Here is a 15,711-nt window from a genome sequence, read left to right as displayed (position 1 = left end):
CAACTTCAATAGGTAATGAAAGCGGTTTTTGTTGCTTTGGCGACACTTTTGCGGTATATGTATACTAACGATGAAAAAGGACGTGAAAAAATGACCGAAAAACCAGACCGCCGCATCCGAAAAACGAAAGCCGCCTTCGCGAAAGCTCTGCTGACACTTCTAGACGAGAAGCCATTCAAGAAAATCACCGTCACCGATATCGTCACGTACGCCGACGTCAACCGCGGAACCTTCTACAAACACTACCAAGAAAAAGAAGACTTGCTCGATGAAGTTATCGCGGACGTGCTCGCTGACCTCGAAGTCGCCTACCGCAATCCCTATGAAAAAATGACGCCATTTTCCGTAAAAAGAATGACACCAGCGATGGTCAAGATTTTCGATCATGTCTATGCGCACAAACTATTCTACAAACAAGCCATCGATGACAAATTCCGACCAGGTTTTCAAAATCAGCTATGTGACGCAATAAAACGCATTGCCCTTCGCGATTTTGCAACCGTTTTAAAACAGTCAAACGCCAATCCAGAACTCCACGCGAGCTATCAAGCCCATGCCATTTTTGGTCTAATCGTTTACTGGGCGCAATCCGACTTTGAATACACACCCGTCTACATGTCCGAACAGCTGCTCCAAATCGTTCATCCTGACACTTCCTTTACTACTTAGTAATTGTTACAGTTCGTTATCATTTGCCGATTAGTCTATACTTTAAGCATGACCTGCCTTATAATAAGGAGATATTGTTGTGAGCGTGATAAAATTCACTTAACGCCTAGGTTCATCGAAAGGAGCAGGTCGCATGGATAAAAGTCAATCCGCATCAAAATTAAGTCTATTCTCCCTCGCTTGGCCCATCTTTATTGAGCAATTTTTGCGGGTCATGATTAGCTACGTCACCGTCTTTATGTTGGGGCATTATTCCGATGACGCCGTGGCAGCAACAGGTGTCGCGAACCAGATTCTCGTACTCTCCGTCATCATGTTCGCCTTCATCAGTGTCGGCGTACAAATTCTCGTTGCACAAATGATCGGCGCTAAGAAACACCGGCTCATCGAACAAGTCATCACAAACGGCATCGTGTTTTCTGTCGTGATTGGCGCGATTGTCAGCCTTGTTTTCCTTCTATTATCCGCGCACTTCCTAACGTGGATGGGGCTTGACCCACACCTAGTCGAAATCGGCACACCGTTTCTCGAAATCATCGGTGGCGTTTCCATCCTGACTGCGATTCCGTACGCAATCATGCCCATTCTGCGGACACACGGCTATGTTCGCCAAGCCATGTACATTCCCGTTGTTGCTGGAATCATCACGGTTATTGGGAACTTTCTCGTTCTTTACGGACCGCTTTCCTATTTAGATTTAGGCGTTACCGGCGTAGCACTAGCCACGGTTTTCGGCAACTTTATCGCCGTTTTCCTATCCATTTGGCTCCTGCATCGCCACGTCGAATACCGCTTCAAATGGCATAAATTCAAAGAACTATCACGGCGGACCATGTATTCCATTTTGCGACTCGGCCTACCTTCCGCTGGCGAAAATATGTCCTACGCAGGTTCCCAGCTTGTCGTCACCGCCATCATCGCCCTCATGGGTACCGATGCCCTGACGACCAAAGTGTACGCCTCAACGGTTAGCCAATTCGTTGCCCTGTTCGCCATCTCGATCGGCCAGGCATCCCAAATCATCATCGGACGCGCAGTCGGAGCAAAAGAAGTAGACCGCGCCTACAAGCAAGGCTTGCGAAGCTGGAAAATCGGACTCGCAATCGCCGTTTTTCTAAGCATTCTCATCTATTTCTTTTCAGAACCAATCATGCATCTCTTCACATCCAACGAAGAAATCATCGCGATGACAAAACAACTATTTTTCCTATCCATCTTCCTAGAAATCGCGCGCTCCACCAACATCATTATCATCAGCAGTCTCAACTCGACAGGTGACGTCCGATTCCCATTCATTGTCGGCATCATCGTGATGTGGATAGTCAGCCTCCCGTTCTCCTACATCCTCGGAATCACCGCAGGAATGGGACTCGTCGGCGTCTGGCTCGCCTACATCATCGACGAAGGAATCCGCGGCGGACTAATGGTCTACCGATGGCGCTCAAAGGTATGGTCGCTCAAGTCAGTTCTATAATCCTGATAATCGGCGACAAGCGTTCGCTCGATTGGTGTAAAGCCGAGTTTAAGAGCACACTACTTACAAAAATGTAACGTTCCATCCCGCAAATTGTCACCTAATTCAATGGTTCATGCGTCCCTAACTATCGTATAATAAAGACATCAAGTTACGAAAGGACGTTATCACTATGAACGATCAAAAAATATTAAACGCACTCAGCTATTTCAGCCTATTTTTCGCACCATTTATCGTACCGATTGCCATCTGGATTTTTAGTGGCACGGAAAATACCAAACATCACGCAAAAGTGGCTTTATTCACACATATACTACCAACAATCGGAGGAATCATCACCGCACTCAGCGTCGGAATTGTCGGATTTAGTACCAACAGTTCGAACGTCACCGGCTTTATCGGGCTTGGCCTAGTCGTTGCAGTTGGCCTTATGACCATCGTACTCGCCCTATTCAACATTATCCGCGGTATCCAAGCGCTAACGGCAAAAGAAGATAATCCACGTTTTAACTCCATCGATTAATTCGTATAAAAGCTAGCTGGGAAGAAGATTCCGGCTAGCTTTTGTGATATAATATGGGATGAAATGGGGGAATGCATCATGCGTTTTATCTTTGCTTACTTAACTGTATTTATACTCGGCATCTTTTCCGTCATTGGAATGGAAGCCATTATGTACGGTGAAATAACGTATCAGCTCGTGTTTGCAGCGATTCTGTTCGCCGCGCCACTCATACTCGTCGGCACAACCATTGCCGAAATGTTCTACGGCTTCAGCAAAAATGCCACGGCGAAACGCTTCATCGTCTGGGGCTTTCTGTTTGGCGTCATCGCTACCGTAATTATCACAAGTATTCTGCAGCTCATCAGCGCCATCATGGTCATCTTGATTTCGCTTCTCGGCGGCGTTTTATGCGCGATTCTAGCTTGGATTTTCTTCGCGATTCGCGGCGGTCAAAAAGCAAGTGGCAAAGCAGCAACCGCTCCAAAAAACAACACATAATTCTCTGCAAAAACACATCAAGCGATGAAATTCGATTTTTCATCGCTATTTTTGTATAATAAAGGAAGATTAACTTTCCACATGTTTGGGTATATAAAACTGTTATTCATAATTATGTCAGGAGGGAAAAAATTACTATGCATACAAATAAGGAGACACCACCTATTCTCACATTGCTACAAATGGCCCCAGATTTCCATCATTACTGTGTTCAGGAAGCATTAAAAACAGGCGATACCATTCCTGCATCCCATCTAGGCGATAACCTCTATCTCATAGAAAGCGGTTTTCTAAGCTGTTTACGCGATATTGGAACAGACGAATACCTACATATAATCTTACAAGCAGGCGATTTTCCCTATCTACCATCCGATGACGAAGAAACCCCAGAAATCATGGCTTGTGAAGCACTAACAGACGTGACTTGGTGGAAAATAGATCCCTCTTTTTTCAATGAAACGGTGCGTCAAAAAGATCCAGATCAGGCGTTTTTCACCACGCATTCCGATAAATCTCGAAAAAATATTGAGAACCATTTTCTGCTCGACCGCATGCATCCCGAAGAACGCATTTACTTTACCCTACTCAACTTGATGCGCCTAGGTTCGCCAATTGCATCCAACGCCATCCAACTTCCTGCTTTTGCCGATCATCAAAAAATCGCCGAGTACGCTCTCACGCCACTGGACTACACCACCGACATCTTGAACCAATTGCAAGCGAACCAGCTACTCGAAAAAAATGGGACGATAACAAATGTCACAGCGTTTAACGCCATCCTAGAATCTAAAAATATCCCAGAAAATAATCTCCAATAAAAAGCACCACTAAGATTAGACGCCAAATCTAATCTTAGTGGTGCTTTTCTGACTTAAACCTCTTCTTCCACATGTTGAATTAACTGCAAGCGAACCGTCTCCAACTTATGTCCGTAAAAGTCCTCCTCAAATTTATCCCAATCCACAAATCCGCGCGCCTTATAAAACGCAATCGCATTCGTATTTTCCTGTTCTACATTCACAAATAACGGCAATGGCAACGCGAACAACTTGATACCTTCGTCAAGCAACATCGTCCCATATCCCTTATTCTGCACACCCGGTAACAAATAAAAAGCCGCGAGTTCGCTCTTACGTTTCTCAAGCTCGATAAAATTAGCGAAACCAATCACACTTCCGTCCTGCTCCAACACCGCGAATGGCGTCGCACCAACACGCGTTTTCAGCGTTTCCAAATTATAAAACATGTCTAAAAAACGATTTTGCACAGCGCGTGGAATAATATCCTCATACGTGTCATGCCAAGATTTTACCGCGATATCTTGGATTGCCTCAATATCTTCTAGCGTTCCTTTTCGAATTTCAACTGTCATCTGTGATTTCCCCTTTCATCCATTGAGATGAAGCATTATCACTTAGTATACCCTTTCATTGGCATTTTAGTCACGCCAAAGCACACGACACCAATTCCTGATTCTCCGTTTCGAACTGCTCCAAATACCGCGACATCGCCCCGCAAAACACCACTTCCATCGCGCCCTCATACAAAAAATCACATGGCTGTAAAAAATGCTGCACGCGGTTTCCTACGACCGATATCCCACCAAGCTCCAAAATATGCCCCACAAACTGTGAACAGAAAAACTCATTTTTCCCCGACAAATTCAAACGCAATACCAACCCTAAAATTCCCCAAAAATTGTAGCGATAATTCTCCGCAGTCAGCGAAAACCAATCCAATTCCTTTTGAATACGCGTCCGTTGTTCCACTGTAATATCATAGCTAAGAATCGCCGTCGCCGCATTTTCCAAGACACCACTACGCATATCTTCCTCAATAAACCCACCATTCAGCGGATTCCGTTTCCCAATCCGACCAAAACTATACACCTTCGTCAAATCCTCCGTCAAACTAATCGACACATGATTAAACGGTTTTCGCGTATATTTTTGAATAGCACGCCCTGGAATCGTCTCTGTTTTTGTCAAAATCACGTATACTTTCATCGGCCATTTCCCCCATAAAATAAAGAAGTGAGCGCGAGAGCCCACCTCCAAATTATTGCTCTACTTTAATGTTTCCAGATCCTGTACGTACCTTGATGACTTTGTTGCCGCTCGTTTTAATGTTCGGCGATTTAATATCCCCAGAATTGCTACGCAGATCTAAGAAGCCGTTAAACGCTGCTGGAATTTCGATGTTCACGTCACCAGAACTCGCATCCACCGTCACATTTTTCGTCACATCGCTAAATGTCAAGTCTACTTCGCCAGATCCACTCGTAACATTCGCCGCGCTATCCAACCCTGACAACTCGATATCACCAGAATTATTATCCACTGTCACCGCGCCGCTCACTTGCTCCCCGTCAATACTACCCGAACCATTTTTCAGCATCGTTGTTTTCGCCGTAACCTGATTCACCTCCATATCACCAGAACTCGAAGTCGCGCTCAGCGTATCGCCAGTCATTCCTTGCACAGAACTCTCACCAGAGCCATTCTTTAGCTCCAGATTCGACGTCACGTTTTTCAAGTCGATATCTCCCGAACTGTTCGTAACCGTCGTTGTGTCCGCCGTCAAATTCGACGCTTCCACTTCACCAGAACCATTTTTCAGCGTAATCGTTTTCGCCGTCGCATTGTGCACTACGAGGTCACTCGAACTCATATCACTCGCCAATTCGCCAAGCTTCGCGCCCTTAGCCACGTGAACCGTCACCGTCTGCTCCCCGTAAATTTGGAACTCCAAAAACTCGAACCATTCCTGCTCATTTTCCACATCGATCGTTAAATTATCCTGATTCGGCTTCACGCTCTTATCCAAGCGATTAATCGCCTCTTGCGATAGATGCCCGCTCATCGTCACGTAACTTTTCCCAGTCGTACTTTCCGTCACATTCACGCGCAAATCCTGATCACCCATCAATTTAATTTGCGAAATGTCACCGTCCGCCAGCTGCCACTCACGATTGTAAGACTCGCCACGATCCACATTATTATTATCAAAAGTCAGTCCAAATCCAATACCACCAACGACTAGAAGAGCCGCACCGATAATCAGCAATCTCACTTTATTTTTAAACATGTTTGCTCTCTCCCTTCATCAAATGCATATTGAATTTCGTATAACCAACCGTAGCCATAATCATCGCTTTCGCCATCCAAATCGTCACGACGAAGAAAATGAAGCCCAGCCCTACAATACCAATCGTTCCAAAGAATTTATACCATTCAAACGCTTGATTCAATACCGCGTCCAAAATAAAACCAAATGGCGTTAAGAAAAAGCCCACCGTTGATCCAATAAATCCTGCGACCACACCCCAAAAAGATAACAGTAAGGAGTAAACGACCAAATTCGGAATCAACATCGCTAAAAATACGCCCGTTTTAAAACCCGCGCCCCGTTTCTTCGGCTGGCTCGGTCTCGGCACATAATACGGCTCCTCTGGCAACGACTCGCCGCGCCCCGCTAAAATATCACGCGCAATTTCATCCGGACTCCCGAGATCAAAAACAATCTCCTGTTCCGTTTTCCCACTCGTTTCACCCGCAGCAAAATGCTCCATGTAATCCGCCAATATCTCCTGTCTTTCCTCAGAATCCAATCCCGCCAATTTTAGCGCGAGCTCATCTAGAAATTGTGTTTTATCCAATTTGCTCTCCTCCTTCTACAAATAATCTGTTGACATTCGCCACAAAATCTTTCCATTCAAACATTAATTCTGTCATATACATCTCACCCTTAACCGTTAATTGATAATATTTCCGCGATGGGCCTTCCGTCGACTCCTTCAAATACGTGTCGCAATACCCCTCTTTTACCAAGCGCCGCAATACCGGATAAATCGCACCCTCCGCAACTTCCACATACTGTGAAACATGTTGCGCCAGCTCATAACCGTATTGATCCTTCTTATGAATCAGGAAAAGGCAGCATAACTCAAGCACACCTTTTTTAAACTGCACATTCACTTCCATGCCGAACCCTCCATTTCTTATTGTCAAAATTCCAGTACTGAACAATAATCACTACTTGTTATAGATAACTATATCACGCACTACTAATTAATGCAAGGTAGTGACGAAAAAAAATAGTATTGCCAATTTATTATTTTGATGTTAACCTAATATCATATCAAGTTAACAAAGGAGAAATGTATGAGAGATAAAAAATTAAAACAACTTATTATTAACGCCCTATTCGCAGTGATTATCGCTATTCTGGCCCAAATCACAATCCCCATTGGCCCCATCCCACTCACAGGACAAACCTTCGCAGTTGGCCTTGCCGCTACCATTCTCGGTGCCCGCAATGCAACCATCTCCGTCGCCGTTTACATCGTCCTTGGTGCCATTGGTATTCCCGTTTTCGCTGGCATGGCCGCTGGACTCGGCATCATTTTCGGCCCAACAGGTGGTTTCATCATCGGTTTCCTATTCAACGCCTACATCACAGGATACATCATCGAAAAAACAAATTTCGGCATGGCATACGCTATTTTCGCCAATATCCTAGGTTCATTTGTCACGCTACTTTTCGGCGTCATTTGGTTAAAAATCAGCGGAGACCTATCGTGGAGTACAGCTTTCACAGCTGGTGCTGTTCCATTCATCATCCCAGGCATTCTAAAAGCAACACTTGCGGCACTCGCTGGAATCGGCATCCGCAAACGTCTTGTCTCTGGGAAATTGATCTAAATTTTCCGAATTCAAGGGAAAACGTTATACAAACCCTCTTTCCTTCGATATAATAAAAAAGACAATCTGTATGAAAAGGGGACATAATATGACGCTATACGATTACAACAATCTGAAAGAAAGTTTCGATACCGACAAAATGCTTGCCACCTTGATGAAAACAAACGAAGACACACCACCTTATACGGAACTTACATACCGTAGAAATGAAGTCATCATGGAAGAAGGCTCCGCCAATCGGCACTTCTACGTTGTCAAAAAAGGAATGGTCGCGATGTCAAAAGGAACGGTTCGGGATGATTCCATTCTGACATTCTGCGGTCCGGACGATATTTTAGGATTTTTAAGTGTCCTAGAAAACGCCGTATCGCCCATTTCCTACACAGCTATTAGTGAAGTTACCTTGCTCCGATTTGAGCGCCAATACGTTATCGACAAAATCACCTTTAGCCAAGAAAGCTTCTGGTATGCGTATTTCTTCTATCTTAATTTTACACACCCGATTCTCGTTCGCGAATCACTTTCTAATCTACCGTCCGACAAAAAAATTCTAGCCGGTCTCGTTATTGTCGCCGAGCGTTTCGGTCGCGCTGAACCTGATGGCTCTTATCTCATTCCGTATTATTTTACACAAAAAGTAATCGGGAAGTATTTAAATTTGGCACGCGCTTATGTAGCCACTAATCTACGCAAATTAGAACAAGACGGTCTCATTTCCCTCTCTCCAAAACCATGGAAAATACATGATATGGCAGCGGTTAAAGAGATGTTGGACATGAAATATACCGATCTTTATTCCTTAACAAAAGAATAAAAAGTATGCCAGTGATATTTCTATCGCTGGTTTTTTATTACACACATGTGACAAATTTTTGACGGAATGCGCTTTCTTTTGGGAATCGTTGCAAATTTTTAGTGACGATTCGACTAAACTTTAGTATAATAGCCTTATTACACATAAAAGGGAGAGAATTGAATGTCAAAACCAACTAAATTAGCTTGCGGATTGCTCGCATGCGGACTAACTTTTTCACTTGCAGCACCAGTATTCGCGGAGGAAGAAGTACAAGTTCCAGCAGTAACCGCAGAAACACCAGCTCCAGAAGCTAAAGAGATTACAGAAACAGCACCTGAAGCTACAGAAGAAGCACCACAAGCGCAACTAAAAGCAGCGGCTGTGTCAGCAGCCGTCCCAAAAACAGATGTATCATTTGTTAAAGATGCTACGACAACGCCTGCCGATTTCGTAACTGTTTCAGATGCAAGCACAACACTTGCTTTTAAAGCAGGAACAGAACCAAAAACAGCGGTTGCTGGAACATTCTCAACAACCATCGTTGCAACTCTAGCTGACACAACAACTCAAGAATTCGTTGTGAGCTACAAAGTAACAGAACCAGCGAAAGCACCTGTTAAAGCGGCTGCTCTTGCTACGGCAAAAACAAATGTAACCACTGAAATCAATGTTGCAGTGAAAGATCCAAGTAAATTCGTAACGGCAACATCTGGCGTGACACTATCTTTCGTAAAAGCACCAGCTGTCAATCGCTTAGGCGCGCAAACAGTAACAGTTGCGGCTACAAATGGCACAACGACTGAAAACATCGTTGCAAACTACACAGTGGTTGATACAACAAAACCAGTGATTGACGTTTTTGAAGATGATTTTTATGTAGGTATTGATGAAGAGTGGTACGCTGAAGAATTGGTTGATGCAACAGATAACTCTGGCTTCGTTAAAGTATACTTTGAGAACGGTAAAGAGTTCCTTGATACATCAACAGAAGGCCCACATACAACTGTTATCATTGCAGAAGATGCTAGCGGTAATACTTCTAGCGTGACTCTTTCTTATGAAGTACTTGGCGAGGATGCATATTTCTTCGATGCACCTGTTGTAAACGTAGCAAAAACGACCGCTACAGATGTTTACGGTAAAGCTGAACCAAATACAACTGTCTTTATCGTTTCAGAAGACGGCGAAGAGCTCCTTGGTATGGGAGATGCAGATGCTGACGGTAACTTCCATATCAAATTAGATACACCTCTTGTTAATGGACAAACAGTTCTCCTTGCAAGCATCGATTTTGAAACTGGCGAGTATAGTAATGAATCTTCATTCACATTCAAACAATCCGCTCTATCAGTTTCCCCTGCCCCTGTTGAAAATACAGTGAAACCTGCTGTCATTCAAGCAGTGAAAAAAGCCGCAGCCCCTGCTGCACCAACAAAAACAACAACGCTTAAAGAATTACCAAAAACAGGAGACAATAGTTCTGCTGGCTTGGTATTCGCAGGCTTCCTTGTTTCTGGACTTGCTGTAGCACTTCTTAGAAAACGTGGCTAATATAAGCAAAAAGGCTAGAGATCTGTAACTTCAGATCTCTAGCCTTTTTTTGTCTCATTTTTAATTATTTTAGTTTACCTACAAAGAAGAATGTTGCGATACAGTTAATTCCTTGAACGATGAAGAATGTTCCAACGAGGATAACGATACCGATTGCGCCAACGATTGGGTTGAATAACGAGATAAATCCAAGAATGATTCCTAGAATACCAAGTGTTAAAATCCAACCCCAGCCTTGTACGCCTTCATTTTTAGCAGCGAAAGCACCGATTGTACGCATGATTCCTGCGAATAGAACCCACATGCCGAAGACAAGAACGAGTGTGACTGTTCCTTCTAATTGGTCAGCAAGTAGCAGGATTCCTAGTAAGACGGATAAGATTCCTTCCGCTAAAATCCAGCCGGAGACTTTTTGCCCGCCGCGGTTTGAGAAATATTGAATGATTTGGAATACCCCAACGACTAGCATTAAGATTCCGATGAATAGAGTGAATGATAGTAAAGAAATACCTGGATGGAAAACAAACCAGATTCCTAAACAGATCATCGCGATACCGGCTAATAAGACCAATATACGTGTGAATGTTTTCATGATATGTAACACTTCCTTTTTTATGATTAGAATTTTTAGGCTCTGTTGCTTATTTTACCCTATCTTTTTAAATTAAAACACTTTTTGTATCGGATAACATTTTATGGATTTTGTCTTTAGTCACAAACGCTTGATTTATCTCATGTGCAAGCGTTATTTTGTTGTTATTTACAACCATTGGAGCGCTTTTTTCGGAAAAACAGGTAGAAAAAGTTCATAATTTGATTTGGGTGCCATTCTTTAGAAAAATCTGTCTACTTCTCTTGACAAACGTGCCCAACTAATTGTATGATAGAACCAATTTAATACGCTTCTTATCAAGAAAGGTGGAGGGACTGGCCCTTTGAAACCTTAGCAACCGGACATTGTGATCACGGTGCTAATTCCAGCAATTTTTTTGCGAAGATAAGCTAATGGATTGTAGATTTGTTGTTTGTTCAACCTCTCCGTCGTGACGCTTATTAGGCGCCTTGATGGGGAGGTTTTATTTTGGACTATTATTAAAGAGAGAAAAGGTGATGGCATGGGAACGCTTAGGCAGATGGAACTTTTTAAGGATACACCGTTGAAGCTTGAAAATGGGGAAACGATTGGGCCGATTGTGGTTGGCTTTGAGACGTATGGTGAGCTTGCTTTGGCGAAGGATAATTGTATTTTGTTGGAGCACGCCTTGACTGGGACGGCGCACGCGGCGAAGCATTTTGAGGAGGACGTGGCTGGTTGGTGGGATGATTTTATCGGAGCTGGAAAAACGATTGATCCGGCTGACTATTTTATTATTTGTACGAATGTTTTTGGGGGGTGTAGTGGGACAACCGGACCTTCTTCGGTGGATGCGCAGACTGGTGCGGAATACCGATTGCATTTTCCAGGGTTTACGATTAAGGATATTATTAAGGTGCAAAAAGCGCTACTGGATGCGCTCGGCGTGGTGCATGTGGTGTCGGTGATTGGTGGTTCGATGGGTGGTATGCAGGCGACGCAGTGGGCGATTGATTATCCGGAAATAACGGGGAGTGTGATTAATTTGGCTTCTCCATTAGCGGCAAGTCCTGAGGCGATTGGGTATAATCTGATTATGCGGATGGCGATTTTGAATGATCCTGATTTTAATGGTGGGGATTATGTTGGGCAGCCTGAGGGTGGTCTTGCTACGGCGCGGATGGTCGGGATGATGACGTATCGCACGAGTGAGCTGTTTTCAAAGCGGTTTGAGCGATTTACAGTGGCTGATTCTTCTCCTGGCGCTTTTTCGAAGGAGCATTTCCAAGTCGAGTCGTATTTGCAATATCAGGGAGATTCGTTTGTGGAGCGGTTTGATGCGAATAGTTACCTGTATTTGACGAAAGCGATTGATTTGTTTGATGTGACGGTGAATGGTCGGGATGAAAAACCGCTTTTTACGGGGATTCAGATTCCGTATTTGTTGGTTGGCGTGACGAGCGATCAGCTGTTTCGGATTCATGATTTGCGTCGGGATTACGAGCTTTTGAAGGAATGGGATGTGCCGGTGACATATTATGAAGTAGATTCGGATTATGGGCATGATGCGTTTTTGGTCGAGGTTGAGAAATTTCATCCGCTGATTAGTACTTTCTTGACGCAGCATTCGCGAATTGAGTTGAAAAAATAAGTGCGGAAAATCGCCTCATATGATTTTCCGCAAAACCTCAGCGTGTCGACAAATGCTTAGTTTCTAGGCAAAAGCGAGTACCAGCGCGGAGCATACTAGGGTATGTGAGCACTGGAACGGAGCTTTTAACGACGAAAATGAGCGTTTGTCGACACGCTGACGATTGGTATCCACACTTCACATTCATAATCGTCCGCCTTATTATCACCCGGTCCATAAACCTCTATCTCCGGCCCAGGTCCATGTTCATAGTCACTATTTGGCAACCACTCCGCATAGATTTTTTGCCACGTTTGTTGAATCGCGTCGGGCATCGCTCCCACTGAACGAAACACCGCCCACTGTAAACTCGGAACTTGCCATTTTTCCATGCCAGCAGGTGGCTCTCCGTCATTCTCCACCGCAATCCAATAATCCATTTCCTGTTTCGGCGCCTGCTCCTCAGAAACGCTGCAAATCCCCAAATAACGCGAAACCGCACCGTTCCCCAACGCCTCCAAACGCTCCATTGTCCCGTCCGACCACACTGCTTCCCAAAACTTCGGAATCTCGACTAAATTTTGCCCGGCGTTAAATGAAAATACTTTTTTGACCCCAATGACTTGAAAGCCTTCCTGTTCCACGATTTTATAGTCCATATTTCTACCCCTCTCAAAATCAGTTTTCCTTTACTCCACTCCAGTATACCTCTTTTGGAAGCAGATTTCTTTTCAAAACCTGTACCACACAAAATGCGCGAAATCAGAAAAAGAAGTTAGAGATTTTCTCCTGTACTAAGGCTATCATAAAGATATATTAAAAATACAAGGAGGATTCTCTATTCTTATGAAAAAATATGGACTTACACTCGTCGCACTGTGCTTCTTCTTAGTGCCGCATCTGATAAGCACACCAGCAACCGCAGAGACACGTGCACCAGCCTTTACGTCTAGCATTCCCAGTCCTGATTACGTCGTATTACAAATCACTGGTTCCGCGGCAACTGGAAATGAAGTGCTGAACTACTTGAAAAACATGGACTTGCAAGGGAATAAAATTAAGCGGCTAAAGATTATCGGCGACATGACAACGTATGGTAATCAAGGCGTGTATACCTTTCACGATTTGGAAGAACTTGAATTAGATGGTACCACAGAAGTTCCCAGCTTTTTAGCTTATCAAGCCCCTCATTTGAAAACACTGATTGATACGAACAAAACGATTAGAGCCATTGGGATGTATGCTTTTGCGTATAGCGGTTTGGAAGAAGTTGAACTGAATAGCGTCACATCACTGGATACAGGTGCTTTTCGAGAATGTCTATCACTCACCTCTTTCAAAAGTTCTACCCTGACAAGCTTGAATAACTGGGGATTTTCTGGCTGTACATTATTAACTATCTTTGAAGCACCAAATTTGTCGGGGGCAATCACAAGTACCGCACTCGAGAATACAAATATTGATACCCTAGATTTGCCTAATATAACAAGTGTTTCTCCGTGGATGCAACTAGGTGACCTCAAAAATTTGCGTGTACTAAAACTAAACGGTATTTCAATCGCTCCTAGAAATTTTCTGAATGCGATTAATTCTGAACGGTTAGAATATGTCGAGATTAAAAATACAGCATACGCCGAACAAGATATTGCCTTTTCTACTGGAAGCACCAATATTTCTAACCTTTTGATTCATGTTTCTGATAAAATGAATTTTGATGATATTAGCGATACTAGTTTACACACAAATACCGTTGTCGCTTCTCCAAAGGGCTCCACGGAACAATCCATAAAGGAAGGCGATCCGTTGACCATTTCAGCCTTCGATTTTAAAACTGCGCCAACAACAAATGTCGCATTCCAGTGGTTCAAAGATAACGCATTATTCGCAACAACGCCATCATTATTAGTGACGCCACAAGCACTATCCACACATTCCGGAACCATCACCGCTCGCTTTTTTATTAATAATCAAGCGACACCGACTAGTTGGCCAACCTCGGCGGAACATATCGTAAGCGTCCTCGCAGGCACGATTGGTTTTGGCGCCGTGTATCCCATCTTTTCATTCGAAGACTTTGCGATTTCCGAACGGGATCTTTTAGTGAAGCGTCGAGCATCTTCCACAGGTATTCAAATCCTAGACGAACGGTTCCACAAAAGCGACTGGGAGGTTCATGCAAAAATCAAAGCACCTTTAACCGATCCTATCTCAGCAAGAACGCTAGATAACGCATTGGTTTACGTCGATGAAACTGGCAACAAAACACCACTAACGAACGAAGCCCTCCCCGTCTATAAAAGTACGGCTAAAAATAACGCGACCGAAATTCAGTGGGCACAAGATCGCGGCATTTTGCTAAACATCGCAAGTCAGCAAGCCTTCGTCGGCAAGTTTAGCACAGAAATCCAGTGGGAACTCGTTCTCGCTCCATAGAAAAAATGCGCAGTTTAGGAAAATCTCCTAGACCGCGCATTTTTTAGTCTTTATAAATCGATTTCGTCTTATTGAGCCATGCATAGCCAAGTCCGATAACGAGACCACCGCCGACATAGTTTCCGAGTAATGCTAGAGAGAGGTTCGTTGATACGCTGCTCCATGTCATCGCGTCTAAGTGACCGCCTGAGGCAAAGAATGCCAGTGAGAATGACGAGAAGTTAGCGATAACGTGCTCGAAACCTAGGAAAGCAAAGATGAAGATAATGAAGACCATCGCGAAGATTTTTCCTGCATCGTCTTTCATCCGCATCGTACAAATAACCGCCGTGTTCACGACAATATTCGCAAATATCGCTTCAATAAAAATTTGTAATGGTTCTTTTTCGAGTTTGCCAGTAACGGCTGTGAATAAGAAATGGTCGGCTGGTAACGCGTGGAATGCCGATGTGAGTGACATCAAATACCCAGCCAAAATACCACCGATTAAATTACATAATATACAAAAAAATAAAATACCTAAAGCTTTACCGGGTTTAATGATTTTTTGGTAGACACCTGTTGTCATGTACATCATATTACTTGTACCGAGCTCGGCGTTCATATAAATAATCATTACAAGTGACCAGCTGAACATGAATGCATAAACGATTTTACCAAGTCCGTGTGCAAAATGATCCACCTTGTCGCCAATCATAACCGCAACCGCCGTTCCTAATGTTAAAAATAAACAAGCTAGCACAGCACGGAAAATATAACGGGCAACACTATGATGCACAAGATCGATTTTCTTACGCGTACTGTAATCGATTTTCTGCATTAATGTACTATTTTCTGAGTCCAAATTCTTCATCTCCATTAATCAGTTTTCATAACGC

At 43.7% G+C, this 15,711-nt stretch carries 18 protein-coding genes and 1 riboswitch; of the genes, 10 read left to right on the top strand and 8 right to left on the bottom strand.

The window, feature by feature from the left end:
• Positions 1 to 90: 90 nt before the first annotated feature.
• The 5 genes from EP58_RS05240 to EP58_RS05220 all read left to right on the top strand — a co-directional run bounded on the left by EP58_RS05240 (position 91) and on the right by EP58_RS05220 (position 3,964).
• Positions 91 to 669, top strand: coding sequence for a TetR/AcrR family transcriptional regulator (locus EP58_RS05240; RefSeq protein WP_036091647.1), 579 nt, complete (start codon positions 91 to 93; stop codon positions 667 to 669).
• Between the two features lie 133 nt (positions 670 to 802).
• On the top strand, positions 803 to 2,143 hold the full coding sequence (locus tag EP58_RS05235) for an MATE family efflux transporter (RefSeq protein ID WP_036090948.1): 1,341 nt from the start codon (positions 803 to 805) through the stop codon (positions 2,141 to 2,143).
• Between the two features lie 172 nt (positions 2,144 to 2,315).
• Complete coding sequence (locus EP58_RS05230) at positions 2,316 to 2,666, top strand: magnetosome magnetite crystal formation protein family (RefSeq protein ID WP_036090945.1); 351 nt, start codon at positions 2,316 to 2,318, stop codon at positions 2,664 to 2,666.
• A 78-nt stretch (positions 2,667 to 2,744) separates the two neighbouring features.
• The gene (locus tag EP58_RS05225; RefSeq protein WP_036090942.1) at positions 2,745 to 3,146 is read left to right on the top strand and encodes a hypothetical protein; all 402 of its coding nucleotides are present in this window, start codon (positions 2,745 to 2,747) and stop codon (positions 3,144 to 3,146) included.
• Between the two features lie 137 nt (positions 3,147 to 3,283).
• Positions 3,284 to 3,964: a cyclic nucleotide-binding domain-containing protein gene (locus tag EP58_RS05220; RefSeq protein ID WP_036090939.1), complete on the top strand. Its 681-nt coding sequence runs from the start codon at positions 3,284 to 3,286 to the stop codon at positions 3,962 to 3,964.
• 53 nt (positions 3,965 to 4,017) lie between these two features.
• Here the strand turns inward: EP58_RS05220 and EP58_RS05215 are convergent, their stop codons facing one another.
• From EP58_RS05215 to EP58_RS05195, 5 genes are all read right to left on the bottom strand, one after another.
• The gene (locus EP58_RS05215) at positions 4,018 to 4,518 is read right to left on the bottom strand and encodes a GNAT family N-acetyltransferase (protein WP_036090936.1); all 501 of its coding nucleotides are present in this window, start codon (positions 4,516 to 4,518) and stop codon (positions 4,018 to 4,020) included.
• Positions 4,519 to 4,588: 70 nt separating this feature from the next.
• Positions 4,589 to 5,152, bottom strand: coding sequence for a hypothetical protein (locus tag EP58_RS05210; protein WP_052165031.1), 564 nt, complete (start codon positions 5,150 to 5,152; stop codon positions 4,589 to 4,591).
• 52 nt (positions 5,153 to 5,204) lie between these two features.
• Entirely contained in the window at positions 5,205 to 6,233 is a 1,029-nt protein-coding gene (locus tag EP58_RS05205) for a DUF4097 family beta strand repeat-containing protein (protein WP_036090933.1), read from the bottom strand.
• The gene (locus EP58_RS16910) at positions 6,226 to 6,804 is read right to left on the bottom strand and encodes a DUF1700 domain-containing protein (protein WP_052165032.1); all 579 of its coding nucleotides are present in this window, start codon (positions 6,802 to 6,804) and stop codon (positions 6,226 to 6,228) included. Before EP58_RS16910 ends, EP58_RS05205 begins: the two co-directional genes overlap by 8 nt.
• Positions 6,797 to 7,129 (bottom strand): PadR family transcriptional regulator, encoded by a 333-nt coding sequence (locus EP58_RS05195; RefSeq protein ID WP_036059127.1) that lies wholly within the window; start codon positions 7,127 to 7,129, stop codon positions 6,797 to 6,799. Before EP58_RS05195 ends, EP58_RS16910 begins: the two co-directional genes overlap by 8 nt.
• 180 nt (positions 7,130 to 7,309) lie before the next feature.
• Between EP58_RS05195 and EP58_RS05190 the strand changes: the two genes are divergently transcribed.
• The 3 genes from EP58_RS05190 (at position 7,310) to EP58_RS05180 (ending at position 10,196) form a co-directional block, all read left to right on the top strand.
• On the top strand, positions 7,310 to 7,849 hold the full coding sequence (locus EP58_RS05190) for a biotin transporter BioY (protein WP_036090930.1): 540 nt from the start codon (positions 7,310 to 7,312) through the stop codon (positions 7,847 to 7,849).
• Positions 7,850 to 7,937: 88 nt separating this feature from the next.
• Positions 7,938 to 8,663 carry a Crp/Fnr family transcriptional regulator gene (locus tag EP58_RS05185; RefSeq protein ID WP_052165033.1) on the top strand — a complete coding sequence of 242 codons (726 nt, stop codon included), beginning with the start codon at positions 7,938 to 7,940 and terminating at the stop codon, positions 8,661 to 8,663.
• Positions 8,664 to 8,825: 162 nt separating this feature from the next.
• On the top strand, positions 8,826 to 10,196 hold the full coding sequence (locus tag EP58_RS05180; RefSeq protein ID WP_052165034.1) for an LPXTG cell wall anchor domain-containing protein: 1,371 nt from the start codon (positions 8,826 to 8,828) through the stop codon (positions 10,194 to 10,196).
• Between the two features lie 64 nt (positions 10,197 to 10,260).
• Here the strand turns inward: EP58_RS05180 and EP58_RS05175 are convergent, their stop codons facing one another.
• The gene (locus tag EP58_RS05175; protein ID WP_036090928.1) at positions 10,261 to 10,788 is read right to left on the bottom strand and encodes an HdeD family acid-resistance protein; all 528 of its coding nucleotides are present in this window, start codon (positions 10,786 to 10,788) and stop codon (positions 10,261 to 10,263) included.
• A gap of 311 nt (positions 10,789 to 11,099) precedes the next feature.
• Positions 11,100 to 11,200: riboswitch (SAM riboswitch) on the top strand.
• A gap of 111 nt (positions 11,201 to 11,311) precedes the next feature.
• Between EP58_RS05175 and metX the strand changes: the two genes are divergently transcribed.
• On the top strand, positions 11,312 to 12,421 hold the full coding sequence (gene metX / locus EP58_RS05170) for a homoserine O-acetyltransferase MetX (RefSeq protein WP_036090925.1): 1,110 nt from the start codon (positions 11,312 to 11,314) through the stop codon (positions 12,419 to 12,421).
• 125 nt (positions 12,422 to 12,546) lie between these two features.
• Here the strand turns inward: metX and EP58_RS05165 are convergent, their stop codons facing one another.
• Positions 12,547 to 13,059 (bottom strand): GyrI-like domain-containing protein, encoded by a 513-nt coding sequence (locus EP58_RS05165; protein WP_036090922.1) that lies wholly within the window; start codon positions 13,057 to 13,059, stop codon positions 12,547 to 12,549.
• Between the two features lie 187 nt (positions 13,060 to 13,246).
• Between EP58_RS05165 and EP58_RS05160 the strand changes: the two genes are divergently transcribed.
• On the top strand, positions 13,247 to 14,833 hold the full coding sequence (locus tag EP58_RS05160) for a leucine-rich repeat protein (RefSeq protein WP_036090920.1): 1,587 nt from the start codon (positions 13,247 to 13,249) through the stop codon (positions 14,831 to 14,833).
• Between the two features lie 43 nt (positions 14,834 to 14,876).
• On the opposite strand, the gene EP58_RS05155 is transcribed toward EP58_RS05160, so the two are convergent.
• Entirely contained in the window at positions 14,877 to 15,677 is an 801-nt protein-coding gene (locus EP58_RS05155; RefSeq protein WP_036090918.1) for a formate/nitrite transporter family protein, read from the bottom strand.
• Positions 15,678 to 15,711 lie beyond the last annotated feature (34 nt).

This window comes from Paenilisteria newyorkensis, from assembly GCF_000766145.1.
In the GTDB taxonomy this organism is placed as follows: domain Bacteria; phylum Bacillota; class Bacilli; order Lactobacillales; family Listeriaceae; genus Listeria_A; species Listeria_A newyorkensis.
The sequence above is the reverse complement of the archived record's forward strand: the minus strand, read 5'-3'. Positions and strand labels throughout refer to the sequence as shown.